A 15,138-nucleotide genomic window follows, 5' to 3' on the forward strand; every position below is an offset into this window, starting at 1 on the left:
CGCGCGAACGCAGGCACCGGGTCGGCCGGTGCCGGCGCGCTTGGCGCAGTAAGCGAAACGTTTACCCGGCCGGCACCTTCACGCGGTGCCGACCGGGGCGGTCGCTTGGGATCAGTCAGCCGAGGAAATGATGTCGGCGAAGCGCTTCTGGGCGTCTTCCGGGCTCAGCGAGGTGCTGGAGAAGAACTCGGTCATGAGATCCTCCTTCTGCTTCTGGCTGTCGGCGGAGAGTGCCTGGTCGGTGCTGGTCAGCGCGTTGCCCTTGGCAACGATGTCGAGGCCCTTCTTCATGCAGTCGTTGACCGAGGTCAGATCGACGTCACCGCGAACCGGGAGCGACCCCTTCTTCAGGTTGAACGCGACCTGCGTCTTCGGATCGAGCATGGTCTGCGCCAACACGTCCTGCGCCTTCGACTTCTCTTCGTCGTCGAGGACGGGGAAGTAGAACGCGTCACCGCCGGTGGCGATATAGGGGCTTATGCCGAGGCCGGGCAGGCAGCTGTAGTCCTCGCCGGCAACCTGACCGGCGATCTGGAACTCGCCCTGCGCCCAGTCGCCCATCACCTGACCGCCGGCCTTGCCGGTGATCACAAGATTGGTCGCCTGGTTCCAGTCCTGCACATTGCTGCCGGCAGCCATTTCGCGGGCCTGGGCGGCGGCTTCGAAGACCTTCGCCATTTCTGAGCCAGCTGCGACGTCAGCGTCCTTGTCGACGTAGACGGCCTCATAGACCTCCTTGCCGCCGAGGGCGAGAACGAGCGTGTCGAAGAGGCCACCGGACTGCCAGGCCTGACCACCGAGCGCCAGCGGCTGAATGCCGGCTTCGCGTAGCTTCGGCGCCGCAGCGACGAATTCATGCCAGTCCTTCGGCACCGGAACGCCGGCCTGTTCAAAGGCGGCGTTGGACAGCCACAGCCATTGCCAGGAGTGGATATTGATTGGCACGCAATATATCTTGCCATCCAGCGTGCAGCTATCGAGCAGGCTTGCGGGCTTGATGACGTCCTTCCAATTGCCTTCCTCTGCAACTGCAGTGAGGTCGCGCATCAGGCCTGCTTCCACGAGCTCCTGCGCCTGGCGGCCGTGGTTGAACTGGGTAGCACCCATTGGATCGCCGCCGGTGATGCGACTGATCATGATCGGGCGAGCCGTGCTGCCAGCACCCGCGATAGCGCCGTCGATCCACTTGTTTCCGGTTGCGTTGAATGCCTTGGCGAGCTCGGCAACGGCCGCAGCCTCACCACCGGACGTCCACCAATGCGTCACTTCGAGATCAGTCGCCTTGGCAACACCCATAGGCAACACGATCGTAGCCGCGAATGCGGCTGTCAGTGCACGAATATTCATGAGTCTCCTCCCTCACTGAAACGATGCAGGAAAAAGCTATGTCAAAGATTTCAGCTAGGCAACAGGGACAGGCGCAAAAACTTCGCGATACCGACGATTACAACTTCTAATTTCGGCGAGGACGAGCACGTGCACTGGAAGCGTGGCGCGCAAAAGCCCAGAATCTTTCAATGTTTTTCGTCGGCGAGCTCATCATTTGCTTCGCATCCGCAAAAAATCTTCCGCACCTGCGTGGTACAACCAGAAGAAGCACAGCCGCCCCCTGCCCTCGAAAATTCTGCTCGACATTTCGCCTGTATCGTTTCAGTTTGTATTCTCGCGATGCCGATCAGTTGAGGAGGCATCCGTTTTCAGGGACGCCATAAACTTCTATAGCTGGCGCAGCTGAATCGGGTGGCGGCAGGGAATGGACGACAGTATCAAAGGAATGGCCAAGGCGGTCATGGCCGGGCGTGAGCGCCCGACGCTGAAGACGATCGCCTATATGACCGGGCTCGGGATCACCACCGTCTCCAGGGCACTCAAGGATGCGCCCGATATCGGCGCGGAAACCAAGGAGCGCGTCCGGCTCGTCGCCAATCAGCTGGGCTACCAGCCAAACCGCGCCGGCGTGCGGTTACGCACCGGCAAGACGAACGTGATAGCGCTCGTGCTCAGCATCGAGGAAGAGCTGATGGGCTTCACCAGCCAGATGGTCTTCGGCATTTCGGAAGTCCTGGCCGGTACGCAGTACCACCTGGTGCTCACCCCGCACTCGCACCAGAAGGACCCGATGCTGCCGGTGCGCTACATCCTTGACACAGGATCAGCAGACGGCGTGATCATCTCGCGGATTGCACCGGACGATCCACGCGTGCGCCTGATGACGGAGCGCAACATGCCGTTTGCCACGCATGGACGCACCGACATGGGGATTACCCATCCGTTTCACGACTACGATAACGAGGCTTATGTCTACCAGGCGGTCGAAAAGCTGGTGTCGCGGGGCCGTAGGCGGATCGCGCTTCTCCCGCCACCGAGCGCGCTGTCCTTCTATCTGCACAGTCGGATCGGCTTCGAGCGCGGCCTTGCCTACTTCGGCGCGACCGAGGTCGCCATCGGCAGGATTACGACGGAAATGCCCTTGAGCGACCTCCGCAACCACACGGAAACGATGATGCGCTCCGCCAATGCGCCGGACGGCATTATCTCGATCAGCGGCAGCTCCACCATAGCATTGGTCGCCGGTATCGAAGCCGCCGGCAAGAAGCTCGGACAGGATCTTGACCTTGTCTCCAAACAGTCGGCCGATTTTCTGAACTGGATACGTCCGGAGATCTACACGGTAAACGAGGACGTCCGGCACTCCGGGCGGGAACTGGCCAAGGCGGTGATCGCACGGATCGACGGCGTTGCGCCGGAGCTGCTGCAGAGCGTCAGCAAGCCGGCCTGGTCTCCGATGGGACCGCGCGACTGACTGTCCATAAAACAGAAGAATCTGTTTAAGCTCAACACGAAAAACCCGCCTCAATGGGCGGGTTTCTCTCATTCAACCGACGATCAGGTGAAGTCAGCCAATCCGCTGCCCCAGGGGCCGTGATGCTTGTCGGCGCCGTCCACCCTGTCGAAGCCGTGGGCGCCAAAGAAGTCGCGCTGCGCCTGGATCAGATTGGCGGTGCCGCGGCCGCGCCGGTAAGCGTCGAAATACGAGAGTGCCGAGGCAAGGGCCGGGACCGGCAGGCCGGAGTTGACGGCGTAGGACACGACCCGGCGCAACGCGCCATCGGTGTCTTTGACCATCTGCGAGAAGGCCGGCGTTACGATCAGGTTGGCGACGCCGGGATCCTTGGTGAAAGCCGAGGTGATTTCATCGAGGAATGCCGAGCGGATGATACAGCCTGCGCGCCAGATCTTGGCGATGGTCGGCATTGGCAAATTCCAGCCGTACTCATCCGAGGCTGCCGACATGACGGCAAACCCTTGCGCATAGGCGCCGATCTTGGCGGCCAGCAGAGCATTCTCAAGATCGTCTAGGAAGGCTGCCCTGTCCGCCGGCGCAGCGGCAGTCTTGGGCAGACCGAAGATTGACTCAGCCGCCTCCCGCTCGCTCTTTTGCGACGACAGAATGCGGCCGGCAACCGCCGCTTCGATGGCAGTGGCGGCAACGCCCATGTTCTGTGCCTCGATGACCGACCATTTGCCGGTCCCTTTCTGGCCGGCGCGATCGACGATCATATCAACCATCGGCTTATGGGAGATCGGATCAGTCGCCTTCAACACGGTCTCAGAGATCTCGATGAGATAGGAGTTCAAACGGCCGGCATTCCACTTGCCGAACACGCCGCCGATCTCCGGCGCGCTCATGCCAAGACCATCACGCAGGATGCCATAGATCTCGGCGATCATCTGCATGTCCGCGTATTCGATGCCATTATGGATCGTCTTGACGAAATGGCCGGCACCATTCTCACCGAGCCAGGCGACGCAGGGGTCGTCGTTGAACTTGGCGGATATCGACGTCAGCACCTTCTCGACGCGCTTCCAGCTCTCCTCTGTGCCGCCGACCATGATCGAAGGCCCGTTGCGCGCGCCCTCCTCACCACCTGAGACGCCCATGCCAATAAAGGTCAGATCGCTGTCCTTGAGGTTGTCGAAGCGGCGCATCGTGTCGCGGAAATTCGCATTGCCGGCATCGATCATGATGTCGCCCGCAGAAAGATAGGGTTTGAGCGCTTCCATCTGCTGGTCGACGGGCTCGCCCGCCTTGATCATGATGATGATCGGCCGGGGTGGCCGGATGGAAGCGACAAACTGCTCCAGCGTCTCGCAGGGGATGATCTGCCCCTGAAGGTCACCCGCCTCGGCGAAGAACGTCCGCGTCGCCTCCGGGCTGCGGTTGAAGACCGCGATGCGGTTTCCCTTCTCGGCAATGTTGAGCGAGAGGTTCGAGCCCATGACGCCGAGCCCGATGAGGCCGATTTCTGCCTGTTCCAAGGATATGCCTCCATTTGCAGTTGGCGGCTGTTTTGGCACCGCCGATGACAAACGGCAAGGCTGAAACGATGAAGTTCTGGCTGTTATCCGCTTGTCAGACAGCTGGACGATCATCGTCATCGTCGATAGCCCGCCAGCCTGCACCGTCGAGATCGTCGTACTGGCCGCTCTTCAGCGACCACAGGAACGCGAGCAGGCCGAGCGCTCCGAGGAAGAGCGCGATCGGGATGAGATAAACGAGCATGTTCATGCCAGTTGCGCCCCCGTCGCGACCGGCACCGGTGCAGCCGGTACCGCATATGCCCGCTCTGCCCCTGCCAACCGGTTCAACCGAAGCGCGCTGGCCACAACAATGATCGATGACGTCGACATGGCCACAGCTGCGATCAAAGGCGTTGCGTAGCCCGCGAGCGCGATCGGCACTGCGATGACGTTATAGCCGATGGCGAGAGCGAAGTTCTGGCGGATCAGGCGTCCGGCCCGGCGGGATACCTCCATCGCAAGCGGTACGGCGTTGAGGCTGTCGTGCATGAAGACGAAATCGGCTGCCTGGCGCCCGACGTCCGCTGCGGTCGCCGGCGCGATCGAAACGTGCGCGGCGGCCAGCGCGGGCGCATCATTGATGCCATCTCCAACCATGAGCACCTTTGCCCCCGTCCGATCAAGCTCCGCCACCGCCTCGGCCTTGTCGCGCGGTGACAGTTCCGCCTGCCACTGGGTGATCCGCAGACGGCGCGCCACATCGATCACGACCGTCGCTCGGTCGCCGGAGAGGATGCCCGTCGCGAGGCCGGAGGCGCCAAGCCCTGCGACTGCAGCGGCGGCATCCGGACGCAACGCGTCCTCAAAGAAGAAACTCTGGAGTTCAGTGCCATCAAGCGACAGGACGACCTCGGATAGCGCTTCTGTCTTACCATTGTCGCCGCAGGCAAAGCGGCGGTTGCCAAGCCGGTAGGTTCCATCTTCCGTGACCGCTTCGAGCCCCTGCCCTGCCAGTTCCACGACGCTTCGAAAACGCGCGCCGGCATCCGGTGCGCTCCGGTAGAGCGCCTGCGAGAGCGGATGGCGGGAATGGGCGGCAAGGCCAGCGGCAACGGCAAGATGGGCAAGCTTGACGTCCGCTGCATTGACCAGACGAGGCCGACCGAGCGTCAGCGTCCCCGTCTTGTCGAAGAGGACGGTATCAACTTCCGCCAGGCGTTCCATTGCCGAGCCGTCCTTCACCATGATGCCGTTCTTGAACAGCCGTCCCGCCGCTACGACCTGGACCACGGGCACGGCGAGGCCAAGCGCGCAGGGGCAGGTAATGATCAACACGGCAATGGCGATCAGCATCGCCTGTTTCCAGTCGCCGTCAAAGATACCCCAAGCGATGAAGGCCACGAGGGCCAGCAGATGAACCGCCGGCGAATAGAGTTGGGCTGCCCGGTCGGCGATCCGCCGGTAGCGCGCCCGGCCACCTTCGGCAGCTTCCATCAGAGAGATGACTTCCGCCAGGAACGACTCTTTTGCGGCAGCTGTCGCGCGAATGACAAGCGAGCCGGTCAGGTTGAGGATGCCGCCTTGGACAACGTCCCCCGGCCCGGCAACGGCTGGCGCGCTTTCACCGTTGACGATCGAACGATCAAGATCGCTTCTGCCGCTCTCGACGATGCCGTCAACAGGCACCCGCTCCCCCGCCGCGACCATCAGCCGGTCGCCCGGCCTGATGTCCTCGATCGGACGGTATTCACGCCCGCCGCCGTCTGCGAGAACGATCGCGCCGCGTGGCGACAACCGGGCAAGGCCGCTGATTGCGGCACGCGCGCGGTCACGCATGACGTGGTCGAGCGTGCGGCCAATAGCAGGAAAAACAGCAGCGACACGGTGGCATCAAACCAGGCGTGCTGACCATGATGCATGGTCTCCCAGAGCGACACCGCATACGAGAGCGTGATGGCAAGGGCGATGGGGACATCCATGTTCGTGCGGCCATGGCGAATGGCCTGCCATGCGGACTGATAGAAGAAGCGGCCCGCATAGATGAGCGCTGGCGCGGCGATCATGGCCGAGATCCAGTGGAAGAGATCCCGGGTCGAGGCCTCCGCACCCGACCAGACGGAAACCGACAGGAGCATGATGTTGGCTGCGGCGAAACCAGATACGGCCACCGCCCTGATCAGATCTCGCTGCAGCTCGTCGCCGGCATCCTCGGCATTCGAGAACAGATGGGCATCATAGCCGGTCGCCCGGTTGATGGTCAGGACCAGATCCAGCGGATCGGCCTTCCGCCCGTCCACTTCTTCCCTCCAGATCACGGAGACACGTTTTGTAGACAGATTGACCCGCGCTCTCACGACTTCCGGCAGGGCCTGCAGCGCCTTCTCGATCGTCGTGATGCAGGTGCCGCAATGGACGCCCGGCACGCCAAGGTCGGTCTGTCGCAGGCCGGTCTCCACCTGACGGCTCGACAGCAGCAACTCCTCGCTCGAGGGCAACGCATGACCGAGACGCTCAAGCTCGACAGCTCCTTCGTTACCGGGAGCGCAGCAGGTGGTCATTTCAGATCTCCAGCAACGGAAATGCGCTGCGTATGATGCAGGATGCGCTTTCCCTGCCTCACGGCCTCGGCCTCGACGATCCACGTGCCCGCGGGAACCTCATGATGCTCTACAAAAAGGCCGTTGGCTTGCGGCTGGAGCACAATATGAAAATCCTGATCCTCGCCTACGGGCCGTTTGAAGCTCAGGGAGACGGAGTCGGCATCAATGGAACCTTTCTGCGGATGCGACAGCCGATAGCGGATGTCTGAGCCCGCAACTTCGATCGACCCGACGATTCCTGTTGCCGCCAATGCCCGAGCTTCCGCAACCTTTCCATTGAACTCCTGGCTGGCGATGTAGGTGTTCTTGACCAACAGACCGCTCCAGGTGTGGGTTGCCTGCCACGCCATGTAAAAGTTCACCGAGATGATCGTCCCGAAGAACAGGCACATGACGCAGACCATGTGCCATCCGGTGAAGACGAAACCTTTGCGTTCTGTCGAGTTCATTGGCGGCCCTCCGGCGCATAGAAGTTGGCATCATAATGGTCCCGTTCATGGCTTGAGCGGTCCTCGGCCACGAAGCTGAAGCCGTCACTGCCATCCGGCAAGGCGTCGGCTGGAACGGTGACGAACACCTTCAGCGCCGTTGCCTTGTCGGGATCCACCGAGATGGCGAACCTGCGATTGTCGTCGCTGGTGTGACCGTTGATTTTCATCGTGGCTTCCGGCAGCCCGTCCAGCGACAGGAGAATGGTGCGCGGCTCGGGAATCATGTTCAGTAGACGGATGGTGTAGCCGTTGCGGATCGATCCATCCGACTCCAGGACATATTGGGGATTGCGGTCATGAATGACGTTGACCTCAAGCCTGTCGCGACTGAGGAGCGCGACGAGGAGACCGAGGCCGACCGCCGTCCAGACGCCCATATAGAGCAGCGTGCGCGGTCGGAAGATGATGCGCCAGTTGAAGTGGCGGACCTTGTCGACGAAGCTGCCGTCTGCGTTGCGCACACGATCTGGATTGATCGGCGCCGTACCGTTGTCCGTAGCAAGCGCCATGTTCGCATCATATTCGTTCAGCGTCGCATAGGCGATCAGTCCGCGCGGCCTGCCGATCTTGTCCATCACGCTATCGCAGGCGTCGATGCAGAGCGCGCAGGTGATACAGGCCAGTTGCTGGCCGTCGCGGATGTCGATCCCCATCGGACAGACGGCGACGCAGGCATTGCAGTCCACGCAGTCGCCGACCGGCTGGCCGGCAGCAACCGCCTTCTTCGCGTGCTTCGTTCGCGGCTCGCCGCGCCAGTCGTTGTAGGTCACCACCAGCGAATTGTCGTCCAGCATGGCTGCCTGAATACGCGGCCAGGGGCACATGTAGATGCAGACCTGCTCGCGCATCAGACCGCCAAAGACATAGGTGGTGGCGGTCAACACGCCGACTGTCGAATAGGCGATGAAGGCGGCGTTACCCGTCACGAAATCATACGCCAGCGACGGCGCATCGGCGAAGTAGAAGATCCACGCACCGCCGGTCGCCACCGCAATGGCGAGCCAGATGGCGTGCTTCAGGACACGCTTGCGGATCTTCTCCACGGTCCATGGACCGGAATCGAGCTTCATGCGGGCATTGCGGTCGCCTTCAACCCAGCGCTCTACCACAAGGAAGAGATCGACCCACACGGTCTGCGGACAGGCATAGCCGCACCATGCGCGGCCGACCGCCGAGGTCACCAGGAACAGCCCGAAACCAGCCATGACCAGAAGGCCCGCGACGAAAAAGAACTCCTGCGGCCAAATCTCGATGAAGAAGAAATAGAAGCGGCGGTTCGCCATATCGACCAGGACGGCCTGATCTGGAGCATAGGGACCGCGATCCCACCTGATCCAGGGGGTCAGGTAGTAGATGCCAAGCGTGATCAACATCACCAGCCATTTGAAACGGCGAAAGCGGCCTTCGGCGCGCTTGGGAAAGATTTTCCTGCGTGCTTCGTAGAGCGGTTCCGGCACCCCTGGGCTTGGGGCGGCTTGCCCCTTGCTGCCATTCTGGCTGGTTCGGTCAAGGCCTCCGGCGGTGTAGAGATTCATTGGCGCAGATCCACTTCTGTGGCTGTCTTCTCCCACTTGCTGCCCCGGCGATCCTTGACATAAAACAAGGGACGCGGGACTCTGGCCGCGCTCATTGTCGCAGTGAATAAGGGGGAGCCATGGCGGTCGCCGAAGCCATGATCATTCATGTTTCGATCGATGCGCCGTGGGACGCCGTTTTTGACTTTGCGCGAAGACCCGAAAACTTGGGGGCGTGGGCGGCAGGGCTGGCTGCAGGCCTGAGACCGGCGGGTCCCGAATGGATCGGCAACGGCGGACCGTTTGGGGAAATCCGTATCCGGTTCGCGTCGGATAACGATCTCGGGGTGATCGACCATGACGTCATGTTCCCAGACGGGACCGTGGTCCACAATGCCTTCCGGATCGTGCCGAATGGCGACGGCGCAGAGGCGATGTTTACCCTCATCCGCCAGGCAGGCATGGACGACGCGGCTTTCAGCTCCGATGCCGCCGCGATCCGGCGTGACCTCGACGCGCTGAAGTCATTGATGGAAATGCGCAACCCGGAGTAGATTGCGCCTTTCCTATTGTGACTGCCGCCCTAGAATCCAGCGGTATCTGATGCTGTGGGAGAGCTAGATGTCCGCGCTGATCGACGGCCTGAACCTCATCTTGTGGGAGTACGTGCTGGTCTACGGACTGCTCCTCGTCGGCCTCTACTTCACGGTCCGACTCCGGCTGATCCAGTTCCGGCACTTCACTGAAATGTTTCGCGTCCTGCGCAACAGCTCGAACGAAGACAAGGCAGGCATCAGCCCCTTTCAGGCGCTCACCGTCAGCCTCGCTTCACGCGTTGGAACCGGCAATATCGCCGGGGTTGCCGTGGCTCTTTATCTCGGAGGCGCAGGAGCGATCTTCTGGATGTGGATGGTGGCCTTGGTCGGCATGGCGACGGCCTATTCCGAGAGCACGCTCGCACAACTCTATAAGGTCAAGAACGCCGAAGGCATGTATCGCGGTGGGCCGGCATTCTACCTGGCGCGCGGACTGCGGGCGCCATGGGCAGGCGGCGTCTTTTCGATTTGCCTGATCCTTTCCTTCGGACTGGTCTTCAATGCAGTTCAAGCCAATTCCATTGCCGATGCAATGGAGGGAGCATTCGGGCTGCCAAAGTTGGCCGTTGGCCTGTTCGTCGCCCTCCTCTCTGGCATCGTCATTTTCGGTGGCATCCGCCAGATTGCGCATGTGGCCCAACTGGTGGTACCTTTCATGGCGGGCGCATATCTGCTCACCGCAATCTACGTCCTGCTCATCAACTGGTCTGAAGTGCCGGGTGTCTTTGGCAGCATCTTCGCGAGTGCCTTCGGCTGGCAGGAAGCTGCCGGCGGCACGACCGGTGGCGTCATGGCGGCGTTGATGAACGGCGTGAAGCGCGGGTTGTTCTCCAACGAAGCAGGCATGGGCTCCGCGGCAAACATTGCCGCCGTTGCTACGCCCCAGCCACACCATCCGTCATCCCAGGGCTTCGTGCAGGCGCTTGGTGTGTTCATCGATACGATCCTGATCTGCACCGCCACCGCGATCGTGATCCTTCTTTCCGGCGCGCTGGTACCGGAGAGCGGCGTGACGGGGGCTCAGCTGACACAGGCAGCCCTGACTGAGCATCTCGGCAGCTTGGGTGGTCAGTTCATCGCCGTCGCGATCTTCTTCTTCGCCTTCACCTCGATCATCGGCAACTATTCCTATGCCGAGAATGCAATGACGTTCCTGCGCGTGGGGACCGGCCCAGGTATCCTGATCCTGCGAACGGCGGTCTTGCTGATGGTCATCTGGGGAGCCTACGAGACGGTCGCCACGGTCTTCAACGCGGCAGATGCCTCCATGGGGCTGATGGCCACGATCAATCTCGTTGCAATCGTGCTCCTATCCGGGACCGTCGCCAAGCTGACGAAGGACTACTTTGCCCAGCGCAAGGCTGGAGACGTCCCGGTTTTCCAGGCCGCGGACTATCCGGAACTGTCCGGGAAGATCGATCAGACGATATGGACGCGCGAGTAGCGCCGTTCCCCCAAGAGGAGACCATAGGATGGCCACCAGTGGAGCCGATCACAGGATCGACTACGTCGAGTTCGAGGTGAAGGACGTTGAAAGGGCGAAGACGTTCTACGGGCAGGCCTTCGGGTGGGCCTTCACCGACTACGGACCGGACTATTGCGAGTTCAAGGACGGCCGATTGAGTGGGGGCTTTTCCAGATCCCATACGGTCACTCCCAAAGGAGGGCCGCTGGTCATCCTGTTTGCAGAAAATCTGGAGGAGACGCTGTCGCGGGTGGAACACGCAGGCGCGCAGATCTCGCGTCCCATCTTCCCCTTTCCCGGCGGTCGCAGGTTCCATTTCGTCGACCCTGAGGGCTACGAGCTGGGGGTATGGTCCGACACATGAAGGCCGCGCCGAAAGACGCGGCCTTCGCTCTATCCGTGGGAAGACTGACTATTCGCCGCCGCCCAAAGAGTGCACATAGACAGCCAGCTGCTTCAACGTCTCGTCGCTGAGACGAACGCTCCAGGCGGGCATGACGCCATGTCGCGGTGCCTGGATCTGCCGTGCGATCTCGGCCTCACCGCTGACCTTCAGCCAGATGGCATCGGCAAGGTTGGGGGCGCCCAACTCGCGATCTCCCTCGCCTGCCTCGCCATGGCACGAAGCACAGTTGTCGACATAAAGCTGCTTGCCGGGCTCCACCATCGCAGGGTTGCGAGGCGTCCCGCTGAAGCTGACGACATAGGCCGCGCCCTGACGGACCTCATCGGGCTGGAGCATGTCCGCGAAGCTCGGCATCTCCGAGAAGCGGGTGTCAGCATCGACTGCGTCGCGGACGCCGTGCGAGATCGTGTGCTAGATGGCGTTGATGTCGCCACCCCAGAGCCACTCGTCGTCGTTCAGGTTGGGATATCCCTGCCCGCCCGCGGCACCGGTACCATGGCACTGGACGCAGTTGACGCGAAACGCAGACGCGCCGCCGGCCGTAGCGAACCGTGCAAGCTGCGGATCGGCGAGGATCTCCTCGAGCGAAACCTTAGAGATCTTCTCCAGGATTGCCCCTTGCGCCACCCGCGCGCCTTCCATCTCGCCCGCCAGTTCACCACGACTGGAGTAGTTCAAGACGCCCTTGGTGGCTTCGTTGACGAGCGGCCATGCCGGGTAAAGGACCATATAGCCCAGCGACCAGACGATGGTGGCGTAGAAGCTCCACACCCACCAGCGTGGCATGGGGTTGCTGAGTTCGCGGATGCCATCCCACTCATGGCCGGTTGTTTCGACGCCGCTGATCTCGTCTATTTGCTTGTCCGCCATCTCTCATTCCTCCTTCAGAGGGATCTGCGCGGCATCTTTTGCAAGAGCCTTCGCCCGGGGCGCAGGGTGAAAAGTACGACGCCGATAAAGAAGACGGTCATGCTGAGCAGCGCCCAACTGTCGGCGAACTGTCTGAGTGCAGTGTAGACTTCCATTTGAGCCTCCTCACCGATAACCGGCTGCATCGTCATAGGTGGGAAAAATCGACCAGGGTGCCGAGCATCTGAAGGTAAGCGACGAGCGCATCCATCTCCGTCAGCTGCGCCGCGTTTCCATCGAAGTCGCCGATCTTGGCCTTGGGATAGCGCTCGCTGACGCCCGAGGTATCGGCGTTTGGATCGGCCTGCGCCTTGAGATCCACTTGGGCGTTCTCCAGCATGTCGTCGGTATAAGGCACGCCTACCGCGCGATTGGCCTTGAGATCCATCGTGACATTGGTCACCTGGAGCGGCGTGTCCTTGAGGAAGGCGTAGCTTGGCATGACCGATTCGGGCACGACCGAGCGCGGCTCGATCAGGTGCTGCACGTGCCATTCGTTCGAATAGCGGTCGCCGACGCGGGCTAGGTCCGGTCCGGTGCGCTTTGATCCCCACTGGAACGGATGGTCGTACATGGATTCGGCCGCAAGGCTGTAGTGGCCATAGCGCTCGACCTCATCGCGGAAAGGACGGATCATCTGGCTATGGCAGGCATAACAGCCTTCCCGGATGTAGATGTTGCGCCCGGCCAATTCGAGCGGCGAGTAGGGCCGCATGCCGTCGACCTTCTCGATCGTGTTCTCCAGATAGAAGAGAGGCACGATCTCCACGATCCCGCCGATCGACACCACGAACAGGGAGCCGACCAAAAGGAGGGTCGCGTTGCGCTCGACGAAATGATGCTTGTCTAGGATACCCATCAGCTTTGTCCTTATTCGGCCGGCTGCAGCGCTGCCGCGGGTGCTGCACCCGGAAGCCTTTCGCGCCGCTCGTAGCCGAGGATTGTCATGGTGACATTGAAGGCCATGATCAGTGCACCCAGGAGGAACATTCCGCCGCCGACGGCCCGAAGGACGTAGTAGGGGAACATGGCCGAGACCGTTTCGGCAAACGAGTAGACGAGGAAGCCTTGGTCGTCATATTCGCGCCACATCAGACCCTGCTGCACGCCGGCAACCCACATAACAGCCGCGTAGACCACGATGCCGAGCGTTGCGAGCCAGAAGTGCCAGTTCACGAGCGCCAGACTGTAGAGCCGGTTGCGGTTCCAGAGCTTGGGCACGAGGAAGTAGATCGCGCCGAAGGTGATCATGCCCTTCCAGCCGAGTGCGCCGGAGTGCACGTGGCCGATCGTCCAGTCGGTGTAGTGGCTGAGCGAGTTGACGGCCTTCACCGACATCATCGGGCCTTCAAAGGTGGCCATGCCATAGAAGGCGACTGCAATCACCAACATGCGCACGATCGGATCGGTCCGGATGCGATCCCAGGCGCCCGAAAGCGTCATCAGGCCGTTGATCATACCGCCCCAGGAAGGCACCCAGAGCATGATGGAAAAGACCATGCCGAGCGTCTGCGCCCAATCGGGCAGCGCTGTATAGTGGAGGTGGTGCGGGCCCGCCCAGATGTACATGAAGATCAGTGCCCAGAAGTGGATGATCGACAGCCGGTAGGAATACACGGGCCGATTCACCTGCTTCGGGATGAAGTAGTACATCATGCCAAGGAAGCCGGCGGTCAGGAAGAAACCGACCGCGTTGTGGCCGTACCACCACTGCGTTAGCGCATCCTGGACGCCGGAGAAAGCCGAATAGCTCTTCACGCCGAGGAAGGAGACGGGAACTGCAAGGTTGTTGACGACATGCAGCATCGCGATGGTGACGATGAAAGCGAGGTAGAACCAGTTCGCCACATAGATATGGGGCTCCTTGCGCCGCAGAATGGTGCCAAGGAAGACGACCAGATAGGCCACCCAGACGATGGTGAGCCAGATGTCGACATACCATTCCGGCTCTGCGTATTCGCGGCTTTGCGTGATGCCGAGCAGGTAGCCGGTGGCCGCCATGACAATGAACAACTGGTAGCCCCAGAAGACGAACCACCCGAGATTGCCGCCGAAGAGCCGGGCGCGCGAGGTACGCTGGACAACGTAGAAGGAGGTCGCGATCAGTGCGTTGCCACCGAAGGCGAAGATGACTGCCGAAGTGTGCAGCGGCCGCGTACGCCCGAAGTTCAGCCATGGCTCGATGTTGAGATCGGGAAACGCGAGTTGCAGGGCCACAACCACCCCGACCAGGAAACCCACAACGCCCCAGAAGACCGTGGCGATCACACCATGTTTGACGACTTCGTCGAAGTACTCCGACTGGCGCCCAGCCTTCTGCACAGCAACAGCCGGCGCGAAGGTCACCCGCCGGACCATCACGACGGCGCCGGCAAAGAGCGAGAAGAAGAGCACCCACATGTGGGCGGCGAATTGACTGTCCTGAGCAAAGGCAACGCCCAGCAACGCCAGGAATGCCCCTACCGCCAAGGCGACAGTTTCTAAGGTATAATTCATGTTGGACATCCCCCAACGGCCTGTTTGCAGTTCGCGTGCTTCAGACGGAAGCGAATCCCCCGGTGGGACCTGTCGCGACTGCGAGACAATTGGCACTGCCCCGACCCGCAGACCTTGATTTGGATCAAGGCGGGCAGCCAATGGGGTGAAGGATTCGCACCCAAAGAGGAGGCACAGCCTTAAGGGATGGCGTGCAGGAGCGACTACGACGCGAGCAAGCGCCCTCCCCCCGCTAGCGGGTCGCAAACCCGAAGGCGATCGCCGGGCTCCTAGGATCCCCAACTGGAACAGCTTGTCGTTTTGGACGGCACCGAGATCGCGGCAACGGACAAACCGCAACCCGGAAACGGGACCTGTTG

The 15,138-nt window shown here is 61.5% G+C and carries 11 protein-coding genes and 3 pseudogenes; 4 read left to right on the top strand and 10 right to left on the bottom strand.

What is annotated here, in order from left to right; translation table 11 throughout:
• Window positions 1–111: 111 nt before the first annotated feature.
• The gene (locus LXM96_RS07385; protein ID WP_239997720.1) at window positions 112–1,347 is read right to left on the bottom strand and encodes an ABC transporter substrate-binding protein; all 1,236 of its coding nucleotides are present in this window, start codon (window positions 1,345–1,347) and stop codon (window positions 112–114) included.
• 406 nt (window positions 1,348–1,753) lie between these two features.
• On the opposite strand from LXM96_RS07385, the gene LXM96_RS07390 reads away from it, so the two are divergent.
• The gene (locus tag LXM96_RS07390; protein ID WP_239997721.1) at window positions 1,754–2,803 is read left to right on the top strand and encodes a LacI family transcriptional regulator; all 1,050 of its coding nucleotides are present in this window, start codon (window positions 1,754–1,756) and stop codon (window positions 2,801–2,803) included.
• 83 nt (window positions 2,804–2,886) lie between these two features.
• On the opposite strand, the gene gndA is transcribed toward LXM96_RS07390, so the two are convergent.
• From gndA to ccoG, 5 genes and pseudogenes are all read right to left on the bottom strand, one after another.
• Window positions 2,887–4,320, bottom strand: coding sequence for an NADP-dependent phosphogluconate dehydrogenase (gndA, locus tag LXM96_RS07395; protein WP_239997722.1), 1,434 nt, complete (start codon window positions 4,318–4,320; stop codon window positions 2,887–2,889).
• A 94-nt stretch (window positions 4,321–4,414) separates the two neighbouring features.
• Complete coding sequence (ccoS, locus tag LXM96_RS07400; protein ID WP_239997723.1) at window positions 4,415–4,570, bottom strand: cbb3-type cytochrome oxidase assembly protein CcoS; 156 nt, start codon at window positions 4,568–4,570, stop codon at window positions 4,415–4,417.
• A pseudogene (locus LXM96_RS07405) lies at window positions 4,567–6,860 on the bottom strand (cation-translocating P-type ATPase). Before LXM96_RS07405 ends, ccoS begins: the two are co-directional and overlap by 4 nt.
• Entirely contained in the window at window positions 6,857–7,351 is a 495-nt protein-coding gene (locus LXM96_RS07410) for a FixH family protein (protein ID WP_239997724.1), read from the bottom strand. Before LXM96_RS07410 ends, LXM96_RS07405 begins: the two are co-directional and overlap by 4 nt.
• The gene (ccoG, locus tag LXM96_RS07415; RefSeq protein WP_239997725.1) at window positions 7,348–8,928 is read right to left on the bottom strand and encodes a cytochrome c oxidase accessory protein CcoG; all 1,581 of its coding nucleotides are present in this window, start codon (window positions 8,926–8,928) and stop codon (window positions 7,348–7,350) included. Before ccoG ends, LXM96_RS07410 begins: the two co-directional genes overlap by 4 nt.
• A gap of 119 nt (window positions 8,929–9,047) precedes the next feature.
• On the opposite strand from ccoG, the gene LXM96_RS07420 reads away from it, so the two are divergent.
• The 3 genes from LXM96_RS07420 to LXM96_RS07430 all read left to right on the top strand — a co-directional run bounded on the left by LXM96_RS07420 (window position 9,048) and on the right by LXM96_RS07430 (window position 11,332).
• Window positions 9,048–9,461, top strand: a complete 414-nt coding sequence (locus tag LXM96_RS07420; RefSeq protein ID WP_239997726.1) for an SRPBCC family protein — start codon at window positions 9,048–9,050, stop codon at window positions 9,459–9,461.
• Window positions 9,462–9,528: 67 nt separating this feature from the next.
• Window positions 9,529–10,947, top strand: coding sequence for an alanine/glycine:cation symporter family protein (locus LXM96_RS07425; protein WP_239997727.1), 1,419 nt, complete (start codon window positions 9,529–9,531; stop codon window positions 10,945–10,947).
• A 28-nt stretch (window positions 10,948–10,975) separates the two neighbouring features.
• Window positions 10,976–11,332: a VOC family protein gene (locus LXM96_RS07430; RefSeq protein WP_239997728.1), complete on the top strand. Its 357-nt coding sequence runs from the start codon at window positions 10,976–10,978 to the stop codon at window positions 11,330–11,332.
• Between the two features lie 48 nt (window positions 11,333–11,380).
• Here LXM96_RS07430 and ccoP read toward each other — a convergent pair.
• The 4 genes and pseudogenes from ccoP to ccoN all read right to left on the bottom strand — a co-directional run bounded on the left by ccoP (window position 11,381) and on the right by ccoN (window position 14,779).
• A pseudogene (ccoP, locus tag LXM96_RS07435) lies at window positions 11,381–12,244 on the bottom strand (cytochrome-c oxidase, cbb3-type subunit III).
• 14 nt (window positions 12,245–12,258) lie between these two features.
• The gene (locus LXM96_RS07440) at window positions 12,259–12,399 is read right to left on the bottom strand and encodes a cbb3-type cytochrome c oxidase subunit 3 (RefSeq protein WP_394801901.1); all 141 of its coding nucleotides are present in this window, start codon (window positions 12,397–12,399) and stop codon (window positions 12,259–12,261) included.
• Between the two features lie 10 nt (window positions 12,400–12,409).
• Window positions 12,410–13,142 (bottom strand): annotated as a pseudogene (gene ccoO / locus LXM96_RS07445) (cytochrome-c oxidase, cbb3-type subunit II).
• 11 nt (window positions 13,143–13,153) lie between these two features.
• Complete coding sequence (gene ccoN / locus LXM96_RS07450) at window positions 13,154–14,779, bottom strand: cytochrome-c oxidase, cbb3-type subunit I (protein ID WP_239997729.1); 1,626 nt, start codon at window positions 14,777–14,779, stop codon at window positions 13,154–13,156.
• Window positions 14,780–15,138: the final 359 nt, after the last annotated feature.

Source organism: Rhizobium halophilum, from assembly GCF_021648825.1.
Classification (GTDB): Bacteria; Pseudomonadota; Alphaproteobacteria; order Rhizobiales; family Rhizobiaceae; genus Neorhizobium; species Neorhizobium halophilum.